The 14,960-nt window shown below is 74.1% G+C and carries 15 protein-coding genes; 7 read left to right on the top strand and 8 right to left on the bottom strand.

Going from position 1 to position 14,960, the window contains the following annotated elements; genetic code table 11:
* The first annotated feature begins 21 nt into the window (after positions 1–21).
* A complete protein-coding gene (locus ABD160_RS13465; protein WP_344022132.1) occupies positions 22–1,416 on the top strand; it encodes an MmgE/PrpD family protein in 1,395 nt (464 codons plus the stop codon).
* A 260-nt stretch (positions 1,417–1,676) separates the two neighbouring features.
* Positions 1,677–2,729 carry a pyrimidine utilization protein A gene (gene rutA, locus ABD160_RS13460; protein ID WP_344022130.1) on the top strand — a complete coding sequence of 351 codons (1,053 nt, stop codon included), beginning with the start codon at positions 1,677–1,679 and terminating at the stop codon, positions 2,727–2,729.
* A gap of 22 nt (positions 2,730–2,751) precedes the next feature.
* Here the strand turns inward: rutA and ABD160_RS13455 are convergent, their stop codons facing one another.
* On the bottom strand, positions 2,752–3,144 hold the full coding sequence (locus tag ABD160_RS13455; protein ID WP_344022128.1) for a DUF5313 family protein: 393 nt from the start codon (positions 3,142–3,144) through the stop codon (positions 2,752–2,754).
* 38 nt (positions 3,145–3,182) lie between these two features.
* Here ABD160_RS13455 and ABD160_RS13450 point away from each other — a divergent pair, with 38 nt between their 5' ends.
* Positions 3,183–3,653 (top strand): MarR family winged helix-turn-helix transcriptional regulator, encoded by a 471-nt coding sequence (locus tag ABD160_RS13450; RefSeq protein ID WP_425563615.1) that lies wholly within the window; start codon positions 3,183–3,185, stop codon positions 3,651–3,653.
* On the opposite strand, the gene ABD160_RS13445 is transcribed toward ABD160_RS13450, so the two are convergent.
* Both ABD160_RS13445 and ABD160_RS13440 read right to left on the bottom strand, forming a co-directional pair.
* Positions 3,650–4,753, bottom strand: a complete 1,104-nt coding sequence (locus ABD160_RS13445) for a mandelate racemase/muconate lactonizing enzyme family protein (RefSeq protein WP_344022124.1) — start codon at positions 4,751–4,753, stop codon at positions 3,650–3,652. The two genes, ABD160_RS13450 and ABD160_RS13445, sit on opposite strands and share 4 nt — an antisense overlap.
* Before the next feature lie 44 nt (positions 4,754–4,797).
* Positions 4,798–5,337: a TetR/AcrR family transcriptional regulator gene (locus ABD160_RS13440; protein WP_344022122.1), complete on the bottom strand. Its 540-nt coding sequence runs from the start codon at positions 5,335–5,337 to the stop codon at positions 4,798–4,800.
* Between the two features lie 157 nt (positions 5,338–5,494).
* On the opposite strand from ABD160_RS13440, the gene ABD160_RS13435 reads away from it, so the two are divergent.
* A complete protein-coding gene (locus tag ABD160_RS13435) occupies positions 5,495–6,379 on the top strand; it encodes a DMT family transporter (protein ID WP_344022119.1) in 885 nt (294 codons plus the stop codon).
* A 24-nt stretch (positions 6,380–6,403) separates the two neighbouring features.
* Here ABD160_RS13435 and ygiD read toward each other — a convergent pair whose 3' ends face one another.
* Positions 6,404–7,198, bottom strand: a complete 795-nt coding sequence (gene ygiD, locus ABD160_RS13430) for a 4,5-DOPA-extradiol-dioxygenase (protein ID WP_344022117.1) — start codon at positions 7,196–7,198, stop codon at positions 6,404–6,406.
* Positions 7,199–7,336: 138 nt separating this feature from the next.
* Here ygiD and ABD160_RS13425 point away from each other — a divergent pair, with 138 nt between their 5' ends.
* Entirely contained in the window at positions 7,337–8,239 is a 903-nt protein-coding gene (locus ABD160_RS13425; RefSeq protein WP_344022115.1) for an excalibur calcium-binding domain-containing protein, read from the top strand.
* A gap of 29 nt (positions 8,240–8,268) precedes the next feature.
* Positions 8,269–8,784, top strand: coding sequence for an isochorismatase family protein (locus ABD160_RS13420; protein ID WP_344022351.1), 516 nt, complete (start codon positions 8,269–8,271; stop codon positions 8,782–8,784).
* Positions 8,785–8,824: 40 nt separating this feature from the next.
* Here the strand turns inward: ABD160_RS13420 and ABD160_RS13415 are convergent, their stop codons facing one another.
* Positions 8,825–12,331, bottom strand: coding sequence for an indolepyruvate ferredoxin oxidoreductase family protein (locus tag ABD160_RS13415; protein ID WP_344022113.1), 3,507 nt, complete (start codon positions 12,329–12,331; stop codon positions 8,825–8,827).
* A 151-nt stretch (positions 12,332–12,482) separates the two neighbouring features.
* Here ABD160_RS13415 and ABD160_RS13410 point away from each other — a divergent pair, with 151 nt between their 5' ends.
* The gene (locus ABD160_RS13410; protein WP_344022111.1) at positions 12,483–12,920 is read left to right on the top strand and encodes an Lrp/AsnC family transcriptional regulator; all 438 of its coding nucleotides are present in this window, start codon (positions 12,483–12,485) and stop codon (positions 12,918–12,920) included.
* A gap of 110 nt (positions 12,921–13,030) precedes the next feature.
* On the opposite strand, the gene ABD160_RS13405 is transcribed toward ABD160_RS13410, so the two are convergent.
* The 3 genes from ABD160_RS13405 to ABD160_RS13395 all read right to left on the bottom strand — a co-directional run bounded on the left by ABD160_RS13405 (position 13,031) and on the right by ABD160_RS13395 (position 14,791).
* On the bottom strand, positions 13,031–13,525 hold the full coding sequence (locus tag ABD160_RS13405) for an Rv2732c family membrane protein (protein WP_344022109.1): 495 nt from the start codon (positions 13,523–13,525) through the stop codon (positions 13,031–13,033).
* A 362-nt stretch (positions 13,526–13,887) separates the two neighbouring features.
* Positions 13,888–14,289: a zf-HC2 domain-containing protein gene (locus ABD160_RS13400; protein ID WP_344022107.1), complete on the bottom strand. Its 402-nt coding sequence runs from the start codon at positions 14,287–14,289 to the stop codon at positions 13,888–13,890.
* A 76-nt stretch (positions 14,290–14,365) separates the two neighbouring features.
* Positions 14,366–14,791, bottom strand: a complete 426-nt coding sequence (locus tag ABD160_RS13395; RefSeq protein ID WP_344022105.1) for a VOC family protein — start codon at positions 14,789–14,791, stop codon at positions 14,366–14,368.
* Between the last annotated feature and the right edge of the window lie 169 nt (positions 14,792–14,960).

The raw sequence follows: 14,960 nt of genomic DNA, 5'->3' as shown, positions 1-14,960 counted from the left end.
CTCTCGATCTGGAGGCCCCCGATGACCCTGAGCCCGGCACCACCGCGTACCGGCACGCTGGCCGCGACGGTCGGCGGGTTCGCCGCCCGCACCACGCTCGACGACATCCCCGCCGATGTCCTGGAGCGGGCCCGGCACCTGGTGCTCGACGCCGTCGGGCTGGCGTTCGCCTCCACCTCCCACCCGTTCTCCGGGGTCGCGCTGCGGGCGCTCACCGCGTTCGGCGGGGCCGGCGAGCAGCCGGTGCTCGGCCTGGCGGAGCGGCTCCCGGCCCGGGACGCCGCGGTGCTCAACGGCGTGCTGATCCACGGCATGGACTTCGACGACACGCACATCCCGGCGGTCACCCACGTCTCGGCCGCCGCGCTGCCCGCGGCCCTGGCCGCGGCGATCGCCGCCGGCGCCGACACCCGGGAGCTGCTGCTGGCCTACGTGCTCGGTGTCGAGGTGTCGGCGCGGGTCGGGATCGGCGGGGCGGGCGGGTTCCACGACGTCGGCTTCCATCCGACCGCCGTCGCCGGGGCCTTCGGGGCCGCCGTCGCGGCGGGCAGGGTCTCCGGGCTGGACGCCGCCGGGATCACCACCGCCCAGGGCGTGGTCGGCTCGATGAGCGCCGGGCTGCTGGAGTTCCTGGCCGACGGCTCCTGGACCAAGCGGCTGCACCCGGGCTGGGCGGCGATGTCCGGGCTGACCGCCGCCGGGTTCGCGAAGGCGGGCTGGAGCGGGCCACCCGCCGTCTACGAGGGCCGGTTCGGCCTCTACAACACCCACCTGGCCGGGCGGGACACCCGGCCCGAGGCGATCGGCGACGGCCTGGGCGAGACCTGGGAGCTGATGCGGACAGCCGTCAAGCCGTACCCGATCTGCCACTTCAACCACGCCTTCGCCGACGCCGCGCTCACCCTGCGGCCGGAGATCGGCGACACCGCCGTCGCCGCGATCCGGTGCGCGATCCATCCGGTGCCCGGCAAGGTGGTCTGCGAGCCACCGGCGGCGAAGTGGGCCCCGCGCGACGAGTACGACGCGAAGTTCAGCCTCCCCTACGTCGTCGCCACCGCGCTGCTGCGCGGCCGGTTCACCCTCGCCGAGCTGTCCGACGAGGCGCTCGCCGACCGGGCGGTGCTCGACCTGGCGCAGAAGGTGCAGGTCTGCGACGACCCGGACAGCGCCTTCCCGGCCGCCTACTCCGGCGCGATCGAGATCGAGCTGGCCGACGGCCGGGTGCTCCGGCACCGCGAGCAGGTCAACCGCGGTCACGAGGAACGACCGCTGGGCAACGACGAAATCGTCGCCAAGTTCCGCGGGACGATCGGCCGGGCCGCACCGGACGCCGTCGCCGACCGGGTGCAGGAGGCCGTGCTGGGACTCGGCGACGCGACCCCGGCCGCCGACTTCGCCGAGGCGTGCCGTGGCTGACCGCCCGGTGCGGCGCGGCCGGTCCGCGCCGCCCAGGTCTACGCCGACCGGGGGCAGCACCGTGTCCTGCCCGGAAACGAGTCGTTCCGGGCCGGTTACGACGACCTCGCCCGGGACCGGTTCGTGGTGGGCTCGCCGGAGGACTGCCTCGCGGCGCTGCTGCCGTGGCGCGACGAGCTCGGGTGGCACCCGTCCTGCGCTCCTCCCCCGCCGTCCGGCCCCCCGCGGCCGGCTGATCCTCCGACCGGAAGGACTCCCCCATGGACTTCGGCGTCTTCATCCCCATCGGCAACAACGGCTGGCTGATCTCCGAGAACAGCCCGCAGTACATGCCGAGCTTCGACCTCAACAAGCGGGTCGTGCAGGAGGCGGAGCTGCAGGGCTTCGCCTTCGCGCTCTCGATGATCAAGCTGCGCGGCTTCGGCGGGAAGACCGAGTTCTGGGACCACAACCTGGAGTCGTTCACCCTGATGGCCGGGCTCGCCGCGGTCACCGAACGGATCAAGCTCTACGCCTCCACCGCGGTGCTCACGCTGCCCCCGGCGCTGGTCGCCCGGATGGCGACCACGATCGACTCGATCGCACCGGGCCGGTTCGGCATCAACATCGTCTCCGGCTGGGCCAAGGGCGAGTACGAGCAGATGGGCCTGTGGCCGGGCGACGACTACTTCGGCTACCGCTACGACTACTCCACCGAGTACGTGCGGGTGCTGCGCGACCTGTTCGAGAAGGGCCGCTGCGACCTACAGGGCGAGCACTTCACGATGAACGACTGCGTGCTGTCCCCGCGGCCGTCCGGGCACGTGGACATCGTCTGCGCCGGGCAGTCCGAGCGGGGGATGCGGATGGTCGCCGAGTACGGCGACTACAACTTCGTGCTCTCCCCCGGCGTCAACGACCCGGAGGTCTACCGGGAGTCCACCCAGCGGCTCGCGAAGGCCGCCGAGGCGACCGGGCGGGACGTGGGATCGCTGCCGCTGTTCATGGCGATCATGGCCGAGACCGACGAGGAGGCGCAGGCCAAGTGGGCCTCCTACAACGCGGGCGCGGACGCCGCCGCGCTCGGCTACATGTCCGACGAGGGCAGCAAGGACGCCACCGCGGACGACTCCGGCACCGCCCGGACGATCAACCTCCCGGAGGGCGCGGTCAACTTCAACATGGCCACCCTGGTCGGCAGCTACGAGACCGTCGCCCGGCAGATCGACCAGGTCGCCACGATGCCCGGGGTGAAGGGGATGATGTTCACCTTCGACGACTTCGAGCAGGGCGTGCACGACTTCGGCACCCGGGTGAAGCCGCTGCTGGGCTGACCCGTCGGGGTCGCCCGGGGTTTCAGTCGCGCCAGCGGCGCTCGTAGCGTTCCTGGGCCGCCGCCCGGTCGGCCGCGCCGGCGGCGGCCCGGACGGCCGCGGCGTGTCCCACCGGGTAGCCGGCCTTGGCCACCCGGTGCTCGGCCGACTCGTACATGTAGGCGACCGAGTAGAAGTAGCCGAGCAGCGCCCCGGCCAGCACCGACAGCGCCTTGACGTAGGGCGGGCCGGGGATCAGCAGGTACAGCGCGACCCCGATCGGCAGCAGCTGCACGGTGACCCGGGCGAGATGGCGCAGCTGCCAGCTCGGCGCGCTCACGTCGTGCAGCACCCAGCTGCGGTGCCGGGCCGGGAGCGCCGCGCCGTAGGCGTAGAGCAGCCAGCGCAGCGGATCGGGCCGGATCGGCTCGTCCACGGTTGGACCCCCAATTCTTGGTGCCCCAACAATGTACGATGCGGGATGTGGCGAGCGCATCCCCGGGTGACCAGGACGACCTTCTCCGGCTGGACCGGCAGGTCTGCTTCGCGCTCGCGGTCGCGGCGCGGAACGTGATCGCGTTGTACCGGCCGCTGCTCGAGCCGATGGGCCTGACCCATCCGCAGTACCTGGTGCTGCTGGCGCTGTGGGAGCGCTCGCCGCGCTCGGTCGGCGAGCTGGCCGAGGAGCTCGCCCTCGATCCGGGCACGCTGTCGCCGCTGCTCAAGCGGCTGGAGGCGGCCGGGCTGGTGGACCGGCGCCGGGTCCCCGGCAACGAGCGGACCCTCGCGGTGACGCTCACCGCGGACGGCCGTGCGCTGCGCGCCCGCGCCGAGGCGATCCCGCCCGCGATCGTCGAGCGGCTCGGCATGCCGCTGTCCGAGCTGGAGGACCTGCGCGCCGTGCTCGACCGGGTGATCCGGGCCTCCCGGCGCCGGGAGCCCTAGCCGAACGACGCGACCGGATCGCCGAGGGCGCCGTCGTCGGGCACCACGCCGAGCCCGGGACCGGTCGGCACCCGGATGCGACCGGCCTCGACCCGGACCGGGTTCGCCGTGTCGTAGTGGACCTTCGTGAAGGGTTCGGCGATCCACACGCCGTCGAGCAGGCGGGGATGCACGGTGGCGGCCACGTGCACGCAGGCCGCGGCGATGATGTCCCCGCCCCAGGAGTCGTCGCAGGTGTGCGGCAGCGAGCGCGCCTCACAGACGTCGCGGACGGCCGCCGTCGCACCCAGCCCACCCAGCCGGGTCACCTTGAGGCCGAACCCGTCGCAGATCCCGAGCGAGATCGCCCGCAGCACCTCGCCGAGGTCCTCGGCGCTCTCGTCCAGATGGACCGGGTGGTCCAGCTGGGCCCGGATCGCGGCGACCTCCTCCATGGAGTGGCAGGGCTGCTCGAACACGAACGGGATGTCGGCGCACGCCCGGTCGATCCGCAGCACCTCGCGGGTGAGCAGTGACCGGTTGGCGTCGACCACCAGCCGCGTGCAGCCGGTCGCCTCCCACACCTTCCGGATCGTCTCGATGTCGGCCTCCACCGGCCGGCCCCCGACCTTCACCTGCAACCGGGGATAACCCTCGGCGATCTTCTCCGCGGCGATCCGGGCGGTCTCGTCGGGCTCGTCGAGGGTCAGCGAGTGGTACGAGTCGACCTGATCGGTCGTCGCACCGCCGAGCAGGTCGCACACCCGGAGACCGTGGGCCTTGCCGAGCAGGTCGTGCACCGCGATGTCGATCGCGGCCTTCGCGTAGTCGTGGCCGCCGAGCAGACCGTGCAGCGCGCGCCGGACCACTGCGGGCCCGGTCACGGTCCGGCCGACCAGCCCCGGGGCCATCCGGGTCAGGGCTGCGCGGGCACCGGGGGCGTGCGCCGCGGCGTGGGTCGGGCCGATCGGGCACGTCTCGCCCCATCCGGACAGCCCGGTGTCCGACACGATCTGCACGACCGTCGAGTCCAGGTCGGCGTGGGCGCCGTCGGACATCCGGTAGACGCCGCCGACCGGCGGCAGGTCGACCTGGTAGAGGTGGATCTCGGCGATACGCACGGCGCTCCTCGCACGGTTCGTGGGGCGGAATGGTGGCGGCGCGGTCAGGTCGCCCGACCGCCGTGGGCGAGGAGCACGGCCGCGGCGTCGCGGGAGGTCTGCGGGGCGGTGAGGTCGGCGCCGACGGAGTAGAGCACGGTGGCCCCCTCGTGCAGGCTGAGCAGCTGCGCCGCGAGCGTGCCGGGATCGTCGTGGCCGGCGTCGGTGGCGAGATCGTGCAGGTGCCCGCGCAGCCAGGCCTTGTGCTCGCGGGTGACCTGGCGTGCCGGGTGCTCGGGATCGGCGATCTCGCCGGAGGCGTTGACGAAGGCACAACCGCGCTTCCCGTACCGGGTCATCCACGCGGACATCGCGTCGAACGTGCCCAGGATCGGTGGAGTCCGCGGGTGCTCGACCGCCCAGTCCGCCATCCACCGGCGATAGGCCTGGTCGCGACGGTGCAGGTAGAGCGCGATCAGGTTGTCCTTGGACCGGAACCGGTCGTAGATCGTCTTCTTGGTGACCTCGGCGGCCGCCGCGATGGTGTCGACCCCGACCGCGTGGATCCCGCGCTCGTAGAACAGCTCCGAGGCGACGTCGAGCACCCGTTGCGCCGCAGGCGTGAGCCGCGACGTAAACAGATCTGTATAGTCCGACGTATCCATACCGGTCAGTATACTCACGGAGGTTGTCGCGACGGTGACGCTCGAGGCTCGATCGCCATCGGTGGGCGCGGCGGTGCTCCCGGCCGGGTTCGTGGTCATGTGGAGTTCGGGGTACATCGGCGCCCGCCTGACCGGCGACGTCGCCCCGGTCGCGACGGTGATGCTGCGGCGATTCGCGGTGGTGGCCCTCGGACTGGGCATGCTCCTGTGGCTGCTGCGGCGGTTCCCTCGACGTCGTGACGGCCCCGGGCCCGGCGGCCGGCCGCTGCCGGGCGGGCGGGAGGTCGCGGCGCACGCGGTGATCGGGGTGCTCGGGCAGGTGATCTACATCTGGGCCAACGTCGGCGCCGTCGTCGCCGGGGTCGGTGCGGGCACCGCGGCGCTGGTCGCGGCGCTGCAGCCGATCGCCGCCGGCGCGGCCGCCGGCGTCGTGCTGGGCGAGCGGGTGAGCCCTCGCCAATGGCTGGGGCTCATGGTCGGGCTGGTCGGCGTCGCGATCGTGGTGGGAGGCGATCTGACCTCCGCCGATCCCGCACCGGGGTGGGCCTACCCGCTGCCCCTGCTGGGCATGGTCGGCCTGGTGGCGGCGAGCCTGGTCGAGCGCACCACCAGCGCGGCCCGGACACCGATGCCCGAGGCCCTGGCCGTGCAGACCACCGTGAGCGCCGCCGTGTTCGCCGTCGCCGCACTCTCCACCGGCGGCGCCATGCCACCGCCCGACGAACTGGAGGCGTTCGCCGTCGCGGTGGCCTGGTTCGTCGTCCTGTCCACCATCGGCGGCTACGGGTTCTACTGGCTGACCCTGCGCCGGCACGGGCTCACCCGGCTCAGCAGCATGTTCTACCTCGTCCCGCCGACCACGATGCTCTGGGCGTGGCTGATGTTCGGCGATCCCGTCGGCCTGCGCGCGGTCGCCGGCCTGGGCCTCTGCGCGCTGGCCGTCGCCCTCGTCCATCTCGGACCTCGACCGGGCCCGGCCTGAACACGCCGGGCACCGGGTACGGCGTCACGTGCGGGGCAGGCCGACCGTGTACGCCGTCATCGACAGCGAACCGTAGGCGTAGCCGTCCACCAGCACCTCGGGCCGTTCGCCACGGTCCGCCGACGCCACCCCGGCCAGGTACAGCGCCGGGATGAAGTGGTCCGGCGTCGGGACGGCGAGCCGGTAGTCGCCGTGCGCGTCCAGCGTCGCGAACTCCGCGGGCCGGTCGAGCATCAGCTCCTGCGCCGCCTCGTCGAACCGGCGGGCCCAGTCGAACCCGGTGTCCGGCCGCGCCCGGTCGACGCCGCCGAGGTTGTGCACGACGTTGCCGCTGGCCACGATCAGCACCCCGGTCCCGCGGAGCCGGGCCAGCTTCGCGCCGAGCTCCAGGTGGTAGCCGAGCGGCTCGTTCGCGTTGATCGCGAGCTGGACCACCGGGATGGACGCGTCCGGGAACGCGTGCACCAGCACCGACCAGGTCCCGTGGTCGATGCCCCAGCTGTCGGCGTCCGCCCCGACCCAGGTGGGCCGCACGATCTCGGCGATCTCGTCGTACAGCTCCGGCGCGCCGGGCGCCGGGTACTGCACCGCGAACAGCTCGGGCGGGAAGCCGAAGAAGTCGTGGATGGTGCGCGGGCGCGGCATCGCCGTGACCGCGGTGGCCTGGATGTACCAGTGCGCGGAGACCACCAGGATCGCCCGCGGCCGCGGCACCGCCGCGCCGAAGGCCCGCCAGGCGTCGGTGTAGCGGTTGGTCGCCAGTGCGTTCATCGGGCTGCCGTGCCCGAAGAACGCGGCCGGCATCAGGTCCTGGGTCACCGACCGAGTCTACGGCGCGCCGCCGGGCCGCTCATCAGTTCTGTGGAGCGCCGTTAACGGGCCCCGTGCGGAGCACGACGAACCGGCCGAACCCGGCACCAGCCGGTGACTCCCCGCTCACGTTCCGTGGAGGAACACGTGTCCAAGGCCGGAATCTTCGGCACCGTCCTGCTCGTCGCCGGCGTCGTCTACGCGTGCTCCGGTCCCGGGGACACCGGGACGGACACCGAGATCGGCGACGGGATCGACACGGCGTCGGCGAACCGGGCGGCGACGGCCCCGGCGGTACCCGCGGCGACCGCTCCGGAGGCCGGTGCGGTTTCCGGTGCAGCCGGCGGCGCAGCCGGCACGTCGCGGACCGGCTTCGGCGTCGACCCGGACACCGTCGTCGTCACCTCGGTGACCGACGGCGACACCTTCCGGGTCGGCGAGCGCCGGATCCGGGTGATCGGCATCGACTCCTGCGAGGCGGGCACCACCGGCGGTGACGCCGCGACCGCCGCCGCACGCAGGCTGCTCGGCACCGGGACGGTGACGCTGACCCGCGAGCCGGGCGTGGATCTCGACCGGTTCGGCCGCGAGGTCCGCTACGTCGCGACGTCCGCCGGTGACTTCGGCCGGCTGATGGTCCCGGCCGACCACACCGGGGTCTACCGGGGCGGCAACAACGCCTCCGCGTCCTACCTGGGTGGGCTGACCGGGCTCGACCGCGGGCGCAGCTGCGGCACCTCCACCGCCGGGACCACCACCGGGACCGCTCCCGCGACCGGCACAGCACGCTCCGCCCCTGCCCCGGCGGCCACCCGGGCGCCCGCGACGACGGCGCCGCTGCAGTCGACGCCGCGCACCGCGCAGACCCGGCGCACCGCGGCGCCGCAGCCCGCGGTGCAGGCGCCGCCGCCCGCACCGTCCGGCGGTGGCGGGGTGTACTACAAGAACTGCTCCGCGGCGCGGGCCGCCGGTGCCGCCCCGATCCTGCGCGGCCAGCCGGGTTACCGCGGGCCGCTGGACCGCGACGGCGACGGTGTCGCCTGCGAGTGAGCCCGGCCGCTACCGTCGGCGCTGTGCTGATGACCGCCGACGCCGCCGTCCTGCTCCTGGTCGATCTCCAGCAGCGGCTGGCCCCCGCGATCCACCGGGGCGACCGGGTGATCGACCGCACCGCCCGGCTCGCCGAGGCCGCGTCCCTGCTCGGGGTGCCGGTGCTGGCCACCGAGCAGGTGCCGGACAAGCTCGGCCCGACCGTCGAGCGGCTGGCCGGCTACCCGCACCTGGTCACCCACAAGTCGTCGTTCGGCGCGGAACCGGGCGGGCTGGTGCCGCCCGGCCGCTCGGAGGTGGTGGTGACCGGGATGGAGGCGCACGTGTGCGTCCTGCAGACCACGCTGCGGCTGCTCGCCGACGGGCACCGGGTGCTGTTCGTCGCCGACGCCGTCGGCTCCCGCGACCCGGACGACCGGTCCGCCGCGCTCGACCGCGCGCGGGCCGCCGGCGCCGAGATCGTCACCTCGGAGATGGTGCTGTTCGAGTGGCTGCGCGACGCGACCCATCCGCGGTTCCGCGAGGTGCAGAAGCTCCTGAAGTGACGGCGGGCCCGGACCCCCGGTCCGGGCCCGCCGCGGGAGGTCAACCGCGCAGGCTCCCCAGCCGCGCGGCCGCCTCGGCCCGGAACCGCTCGACGTTGCCGAGCTTCACGTCCTCGTAGCCGCGCACCAGCCCGGCGGTCTCCGCGACCGCGACCACGCCGTCCACCGTGCCCGGCCGCAGCGCGTCCAGCGCGGTGCGCACCAGCGCCTGGTACTCGCCGACCAGCTCCCGCTCGACCCGGCGGACCCCCGCGTAGCCGAACACGTCCAGCGCGGTCCCGCGCAGCCGCCGCGCGGCGCGCAGCGCCCGGAACGCCGGGCCGGCCACCCGGCCGTCGAGCCGGATCTTGCGGTCCATCCCGAGCGCGCGCAGCACCGGCGGGTGCAGCATCACCGTCACCCGGGCGTCGGCGCCGTACGCGTCCTCCCGGCGGGCGACCTCGACCGGGTCCAGGTGCAGCCGGGCGACCTCGTACTCGTCCTTGTAGGCCATCAGGGTGTGCAGGCCGCGGGCGTAGGCGCGGGCGATCCGGGCACCGGCGGCCTCGCCCGCGCGGGCGGTCGCGATCGCGGCGACCCGGCGGACCTCCTCGGCGTAGCGGGCCGCGTACCCGGCGTCCTGGTAGCCGGTGAGATCGGCGATCCGGGTCGCCAGCTCGGCCTCGAGGTCCGCACCCGCGGCGACCGACGCGGCCAGTGCCGCCGAGGCCGCGTCGACGCTCACCGTGGCCCGCTGCGGCCCGGCCAGCGCGGCGCACACCGCCGCGGCGTCGATCGCGGCGGCGCGGCCCCAGCGGAACGCGGTGAGGGTCCGCTCGACGGCGGCGCCGTTCACCCGGATCGCCGCCTCGAGGGCCTGCTCGGACACCGGCAGCACGCCGTGCTGGTAGGCGGCGCCGAGCAGCAGCATGTTGGCCGGGAGGTGGTCGTCGAACAGCGCCTCGGAGATCGTCTGGGCGTCCACGGTCAGCAGGTCGCGGGTGCTGCGGGCGATCCTGTCGACGGCGTCGTCGGTGGAGCCGGGCAGCACGACCCGGCCGGTGACCATGGCCGCGGTCGGCACCAGCGAGGTGTTGACGACGGCGACGGTGTGCCCGGGCCGGGCGACCGCCAGGTTGGCGTCGGTGGCGGCGCCGACCAGGTCCATCCCGATCAGCACGTCGGCGGTACCCCGGGAGGCGCGCAGGATCCCGTCCACCGGCTCCTTGGAGATCCGGACGTCGGACACGACCGGCCCGCCCTTCTGGGCGAGGCCGACCTGCTCCAGCCCGGCCGCGCACAGCCCGTCCAGGTGCGCGGCCATCTGCAGCACCGCCGAGGCGGTGACGACGCCGGTGCCGCCGATCCCGGGCATCCGGATCAGCGTGGAGTCGGCGCCGACCCGCGGCTCGGGATCGGTCAGGGTGACCGGCAGCGCCGGGATCTCCCGCCGGCGCGGGGTCCCCGGCTCCACCATCAGGAACGACGGGCAGTCGCCCTTCAGGCAGGACAGGTCGGAGTTGCAGGACGGCTGGTGGATCCGGGTCTTGCGGCCGAACTCGGTGTCCACCGGCAGCACCGACAGGCAGGTCGACTTGTCACCGCAGTCGCCGCAGCCCTCGCACACCCGCTCGTTGATCACGACCTTCTCGGCCGGGGTCGGGAGCTTCCCGCGCTTGCGCAGCCTGCGCTCCTCGGCGGCGCACCGGTCGTCGTGGATGAGGACGGTCACGCCGTCGACCGCGGCCAGCTCGGCCTCGGCGGCGGGCAGCTCGTCGCGGTGCCGCAGCGAGGCGATCGGGTCCAGGGCGATCCCGCGGTAGCGCTTCGGCTCGTCGGTGGTGACGACGATCCGCCGCACCCCCTCCAGCGCGAGCGACCGGGTGATCTCGGGGACGCCCATCCGTCCCTCGGCGCGCTGCCCGCCGGTCATGGCGACGGCGTCGTTGTAGAGCAGCTTGTAGGTCATCGTGACGCCGGACGCGACCGCCGCCCGGATCGCCAGCGACCCGGAGTGGTGGAAGGTGCCGTCCCCGAGGTTCTGCACGAGGGTGCGGTCGTCGGTGAACGGCGCCAGCCCGAACCACTGGGCGCCCTCGCCGCCCATCTGGGTCAGGCCGATCTGCCTGCCCCGGTGGCCGCCGTCCAGCGCGATCATCGCGTGGCAGCCGATGCCGACGCCGACCAGCGTGTCGTCGGAGGTCCGGGTGGAGGTGTTGTGCGGGCAGCCGGAGCAGAAGTACGGCGTGCGGGCGCCCAGGTCACCGGCCTTCGCCAGGCCCAGCTCGATCCGGGACGGCCGCGGCGGCGCGAGCGCGTCGAGGTGGGCGCGGGCGGCCACGGGCAGCTCCGCGCCGGCGGCGGTGAGCCGGGCGGCGACGGCGCGGGCGACGTCCTCGGCGGAGAGCTGGCCGCGGGCGGTGAGCAGCGGCCGCTGCCGGTCGTCGCGCCGGCCGGTGATCACCGGCTGCTGCGCGCGGCCGTAGAGGGCGTCGCGCAGGTGCCCCTCCAGGAACGGGACCTTGTCCTCGACGACGAGCACCTCCGCCAGGCCGTCGGTCAGCGCGGCGAGATCGTCGCGGTCGATCGGGAACGGCATCGCGAGCCGGATCAGCCGGATCCCGAGCGCGTCGAGGTCGCCCTCGCCGAGCCCGAGATCGTCGAGCGCCCGCAGGACGGTGGCGTAGCCGGTGCCGGAGGCGAGCACGCCCAGCCGGGGACGGCGGGCGTCGAAGGTGATGCGGTTCAGCCCGGTCTCGCGGGCGTACTGGCGGGCCAGGTCGAGACGCCGGGTGAGCAGGTCGTGCTCGGCGTCCACGGCGGCCGGGCCGACCAGCGCGCCGGCCTGCGCGCGGTCGGTGGCCGGCGGGTGCGGGATGCCGAGCAGCTCCGGGCGCAGCGCGCCGAGATCGACGGTGGACGACGCGTCGGCGACGTCGGCGATGATCTTCAGGCCGGTCCAGAGGCCGGTGGCCCGGGAGAGCGCGACGGCGTGCAGCCCGAACTCGACGACCTCGGACACCGAGCCGGGTGCGAGCAGCGGCATGGCGAGACTCTGCGCGATCGGCTCGCAGGAGCTGGGGACGGTGGACGACTTGCAGGACGGGTCGTCGCCGATGATCGCGACCGCGCCGCCGAGCCGGGCGGTGCCGGCGAGGTTGCCGTGCCGGATCGCGTCCGCGGCCCGGTCCAGGCCGGGGTTCTTGCCGTACCAGTAGCCGACGACGCCGTCGTGCCTGCGTCCCGGGACGGCGTCGAGCAGCTGGGTGCCGGCGACGGCGGTGGCGGCGAGCTCCTCGTTGAGGCCGGGCCGGAACACGATCCGGGCCGGGTCGAGGTGGCGGGCGGCGCGGCCGAGTTCGGCGTCCAGGGTGCCCAGCGGCGAGCCCTGGTACCCGGAGACGAACGAGGCGGTGTCCAGTCCGCGGGCGGCGTCCAGCCGGGCCTGCTCCAGGGTGAGCCGGACGAGAGCCTGGATCCCGGTCATCGGGGCACGGCCGCGGTCGGAGACGTACTTGTCGTCGAGCACGGTGGTGGTGGCGGTGCGGGCGTCGCTCGGGCCGTTCATGGACGCGGCTCCTCGGTGAGTCGGGTGCGGCTGCGAACAGGACAACGTGACCGCGGCCACCCGCGCAACGTCCGGCGGCGAACTCGGCCCGCAGACGCAACGGATACGCTCCGGACGACCGATCTGCGACGTTCCGTTGCGTGGGGGCAGCATGCAGGAGCTCGACGACATCGACCATTCGCTGCTCCGGCTGCTGCACGAGGACGGCCGCCGGACCTTCGCCGACATGGCCGCGACGGTCGGTCTGTCCACGGCCGCGGTGAAGCGCCGGGTGGACCGGATGCGCGAGTCCGGGGTGATCACCGGGTTCACCGTGCAGGTGGACCACAAGAAGCTCGGCTGGGCGGTCGAGGCGTTCAGCGAGATCCGCTACGCGGGGACGGCAAGCATCTCCGACATTGTCGAGTCGGCGGCCCGCCAGCCGGAGGTGCAGGCCGTCTACACCCTCGCCGGGGACCTGGACGCGCTCGTGCAGGTCCGGGTGCGCGATCTCGCGCACCTGCAGGAGGTGATCGACCGGATCCGGCGGAGCGGGACCGTCACCGGCACCCGGACGCTGATGGTGCTGGGTCGCTGGACCCGCGGCTGAGCCCGCCGGGCCGGGCCGGTCAGCCGGGCCGGTCAGCCGGGCCGGTCAGCTGGGCCGGTCAGCCGGGCCGGTCAGCCGGGCCGGTCAGCCGGGCCGGTCAGCCGGGCCGGTCAGCCGATCCGCACGGTGGCGGCGCGCGGTCCGGCGGCGACGACGATCCAGGCCCAGGTGACGAACAGGACGCTGATCGCGAGCACCGTGACCACCAGGCCCGGCCCGATGTCGGCACCGGCCGCCGTCTGCCGGGACCAGACCGCCCACAGCCCGGACAGTGCGCCGATCCCGCAGGCCGTCGCGGCGGTCCAGGCGAGCGGCCAGTACCGGGTGAACAGGGCGAGCGCCGAGGCGATCAGCCCGGCCACGACGACGATCGTGAACAGCCGCGGCAACGGTCCCATGTCGACGTGCCCGGTGAGGATCTGCCAGCCGTCCGCGCGGACCGACCACGGCATCAGCAGCGACGCGGACACCGCCGCCAGCGCCGCACCCACGACGACCGCCGCCGGGCCCGGGTCGATCCAGCGCTCGACCCGCCAGGCGATCCGGGTCAGCTCGTCGGACAGCTCCGGTGCCGCCACGGTGCGGGAGGTGCGCCGCTCGCTCATCCGGTCCTCTCCTGTACACCGCGGGACTGTCGTGCGAACCGTTGTGGGGGGAAGCGTACCCACCCGCCCGGGGATCCCGGGGGGCGCGCGTCTCCCCCGCCGGTCGTGGGGTGCGAGGCGGAGGGCTCGCGTGGACATGGACGTGTCGCTTCCGGGGCTCGTGGGCCGGGTCGGGCCTGCCCGGCTTCGGACTCCCCGGGGTTCGGACTCGCCCGGGTTCCCGGGGTTCCCCGGGTCCCGCCTGACCGGGTTCTGTCCGCCACCGGTTTCGTCCGCCCCGGTCGGTCGGGCCGGGTTTCGTCCGGCCGGCACGTTCTGTCCTCCCCTGCCGCGCCGCCGGACGCCGCGTCCCGGATGTTCCCTCAGGCAGCCCGGGTGCTGCAGCGGCACGCGGCACCCTGCTGGCAGCCGCACCCGCAGGTGGCCGGGCAGCCGCAGGCCGATCTCGGCGCAGCCGCGGCCGCCGGCTCGGACGCCGCGCAACAGCCACCGCTGTGGCAGGTCAGCTCGGGAACCGCCGGGACGGCGGGCTCGGGCGGGTCCGGAAGCGCGATCCCCAGCGAGGCCAGCAGTGGGGTGACGACATCCGGCACGTCGCCGATCGGGCGCACCCTGCCGAGCCGGGTCACCCGTTCCGCGCTCGCGGCGTAGCGGCGGCACTCGTCGCACCCCGACAGGTGTGCGTCGGCGTCCGTCCGCTCCGCCGGGGTGGCCTCGTCGTCCAGGGACGCGGACACCACGTCGCGGCACTGCTGACAGTCCATACCCTCACTGTCGTCCACGGGGCCCGTTCGGTTCCATCCGGCCCCGATCCGGTTCGGATCCGCGACGTGTTCCGCGCTACGTCGCGAAGATCTGCGACTCGTCGGCGAACGCCTTGAACTCGAGGTTGTTCCCGGCCGGGTCGGTCAGGAACATGGTCCACTGTTCCCCCGGCTCGCCCGCGAAACGCTGGTACGGCTCGATGACGAACCGGGTGCCCGCCGCCCGCAGGCGCTCCGCGAGCTCGTGGAAGGCCGGGACCGGGAGCACGAGGCCGAAGTGCGGCACCGGGACGTCGTGCCCGTCGACCGGGTTGTGGGCCGGCGGTGTCGTGCGCGGTGCGACGTGTGTGACGACCTGGTGGCCGTGGAAGTTCCAGTCGACCCAGCTCTCCGACGAGCGGCCTTCGGGCAGCCCCAGCACGTCGCCGTAGAACCGGCGGGCCGCGGCCAGGTCGTCCACCGGGACGGCCAGGTGGAAGCACGGACGGACATCGGTACTCATCAGGGGCCTCTCCGGGTGGAAGGATCCGGAGGTACCTCAGGGTTGTCCGGGCCAGCCCCGACGACCCTCAAGCACCTCTCGCGGGCGATGCTGAACGCAGAAATGCCCCGGACCGAAGTCCGGGGCATCCCCACAAAAAAAGTTGAATGTCGGCAGCGACCTACTCTCC

The sequence above is a fragment of the Pseudonocardia kongjuensis genome (genome assembly GCF_039526905.1).
Classification (GTDB): domain Bacteria; phylum Actinomycetota; class Actinomycetes; order Mycobacteriales; family Pseudonocardiaceae; genus Pseudonocardia; species Pseudonocardia kongjuensis.
This window is presented reverse-complemented; position numbering and strand designations above follow the sequence as displayed.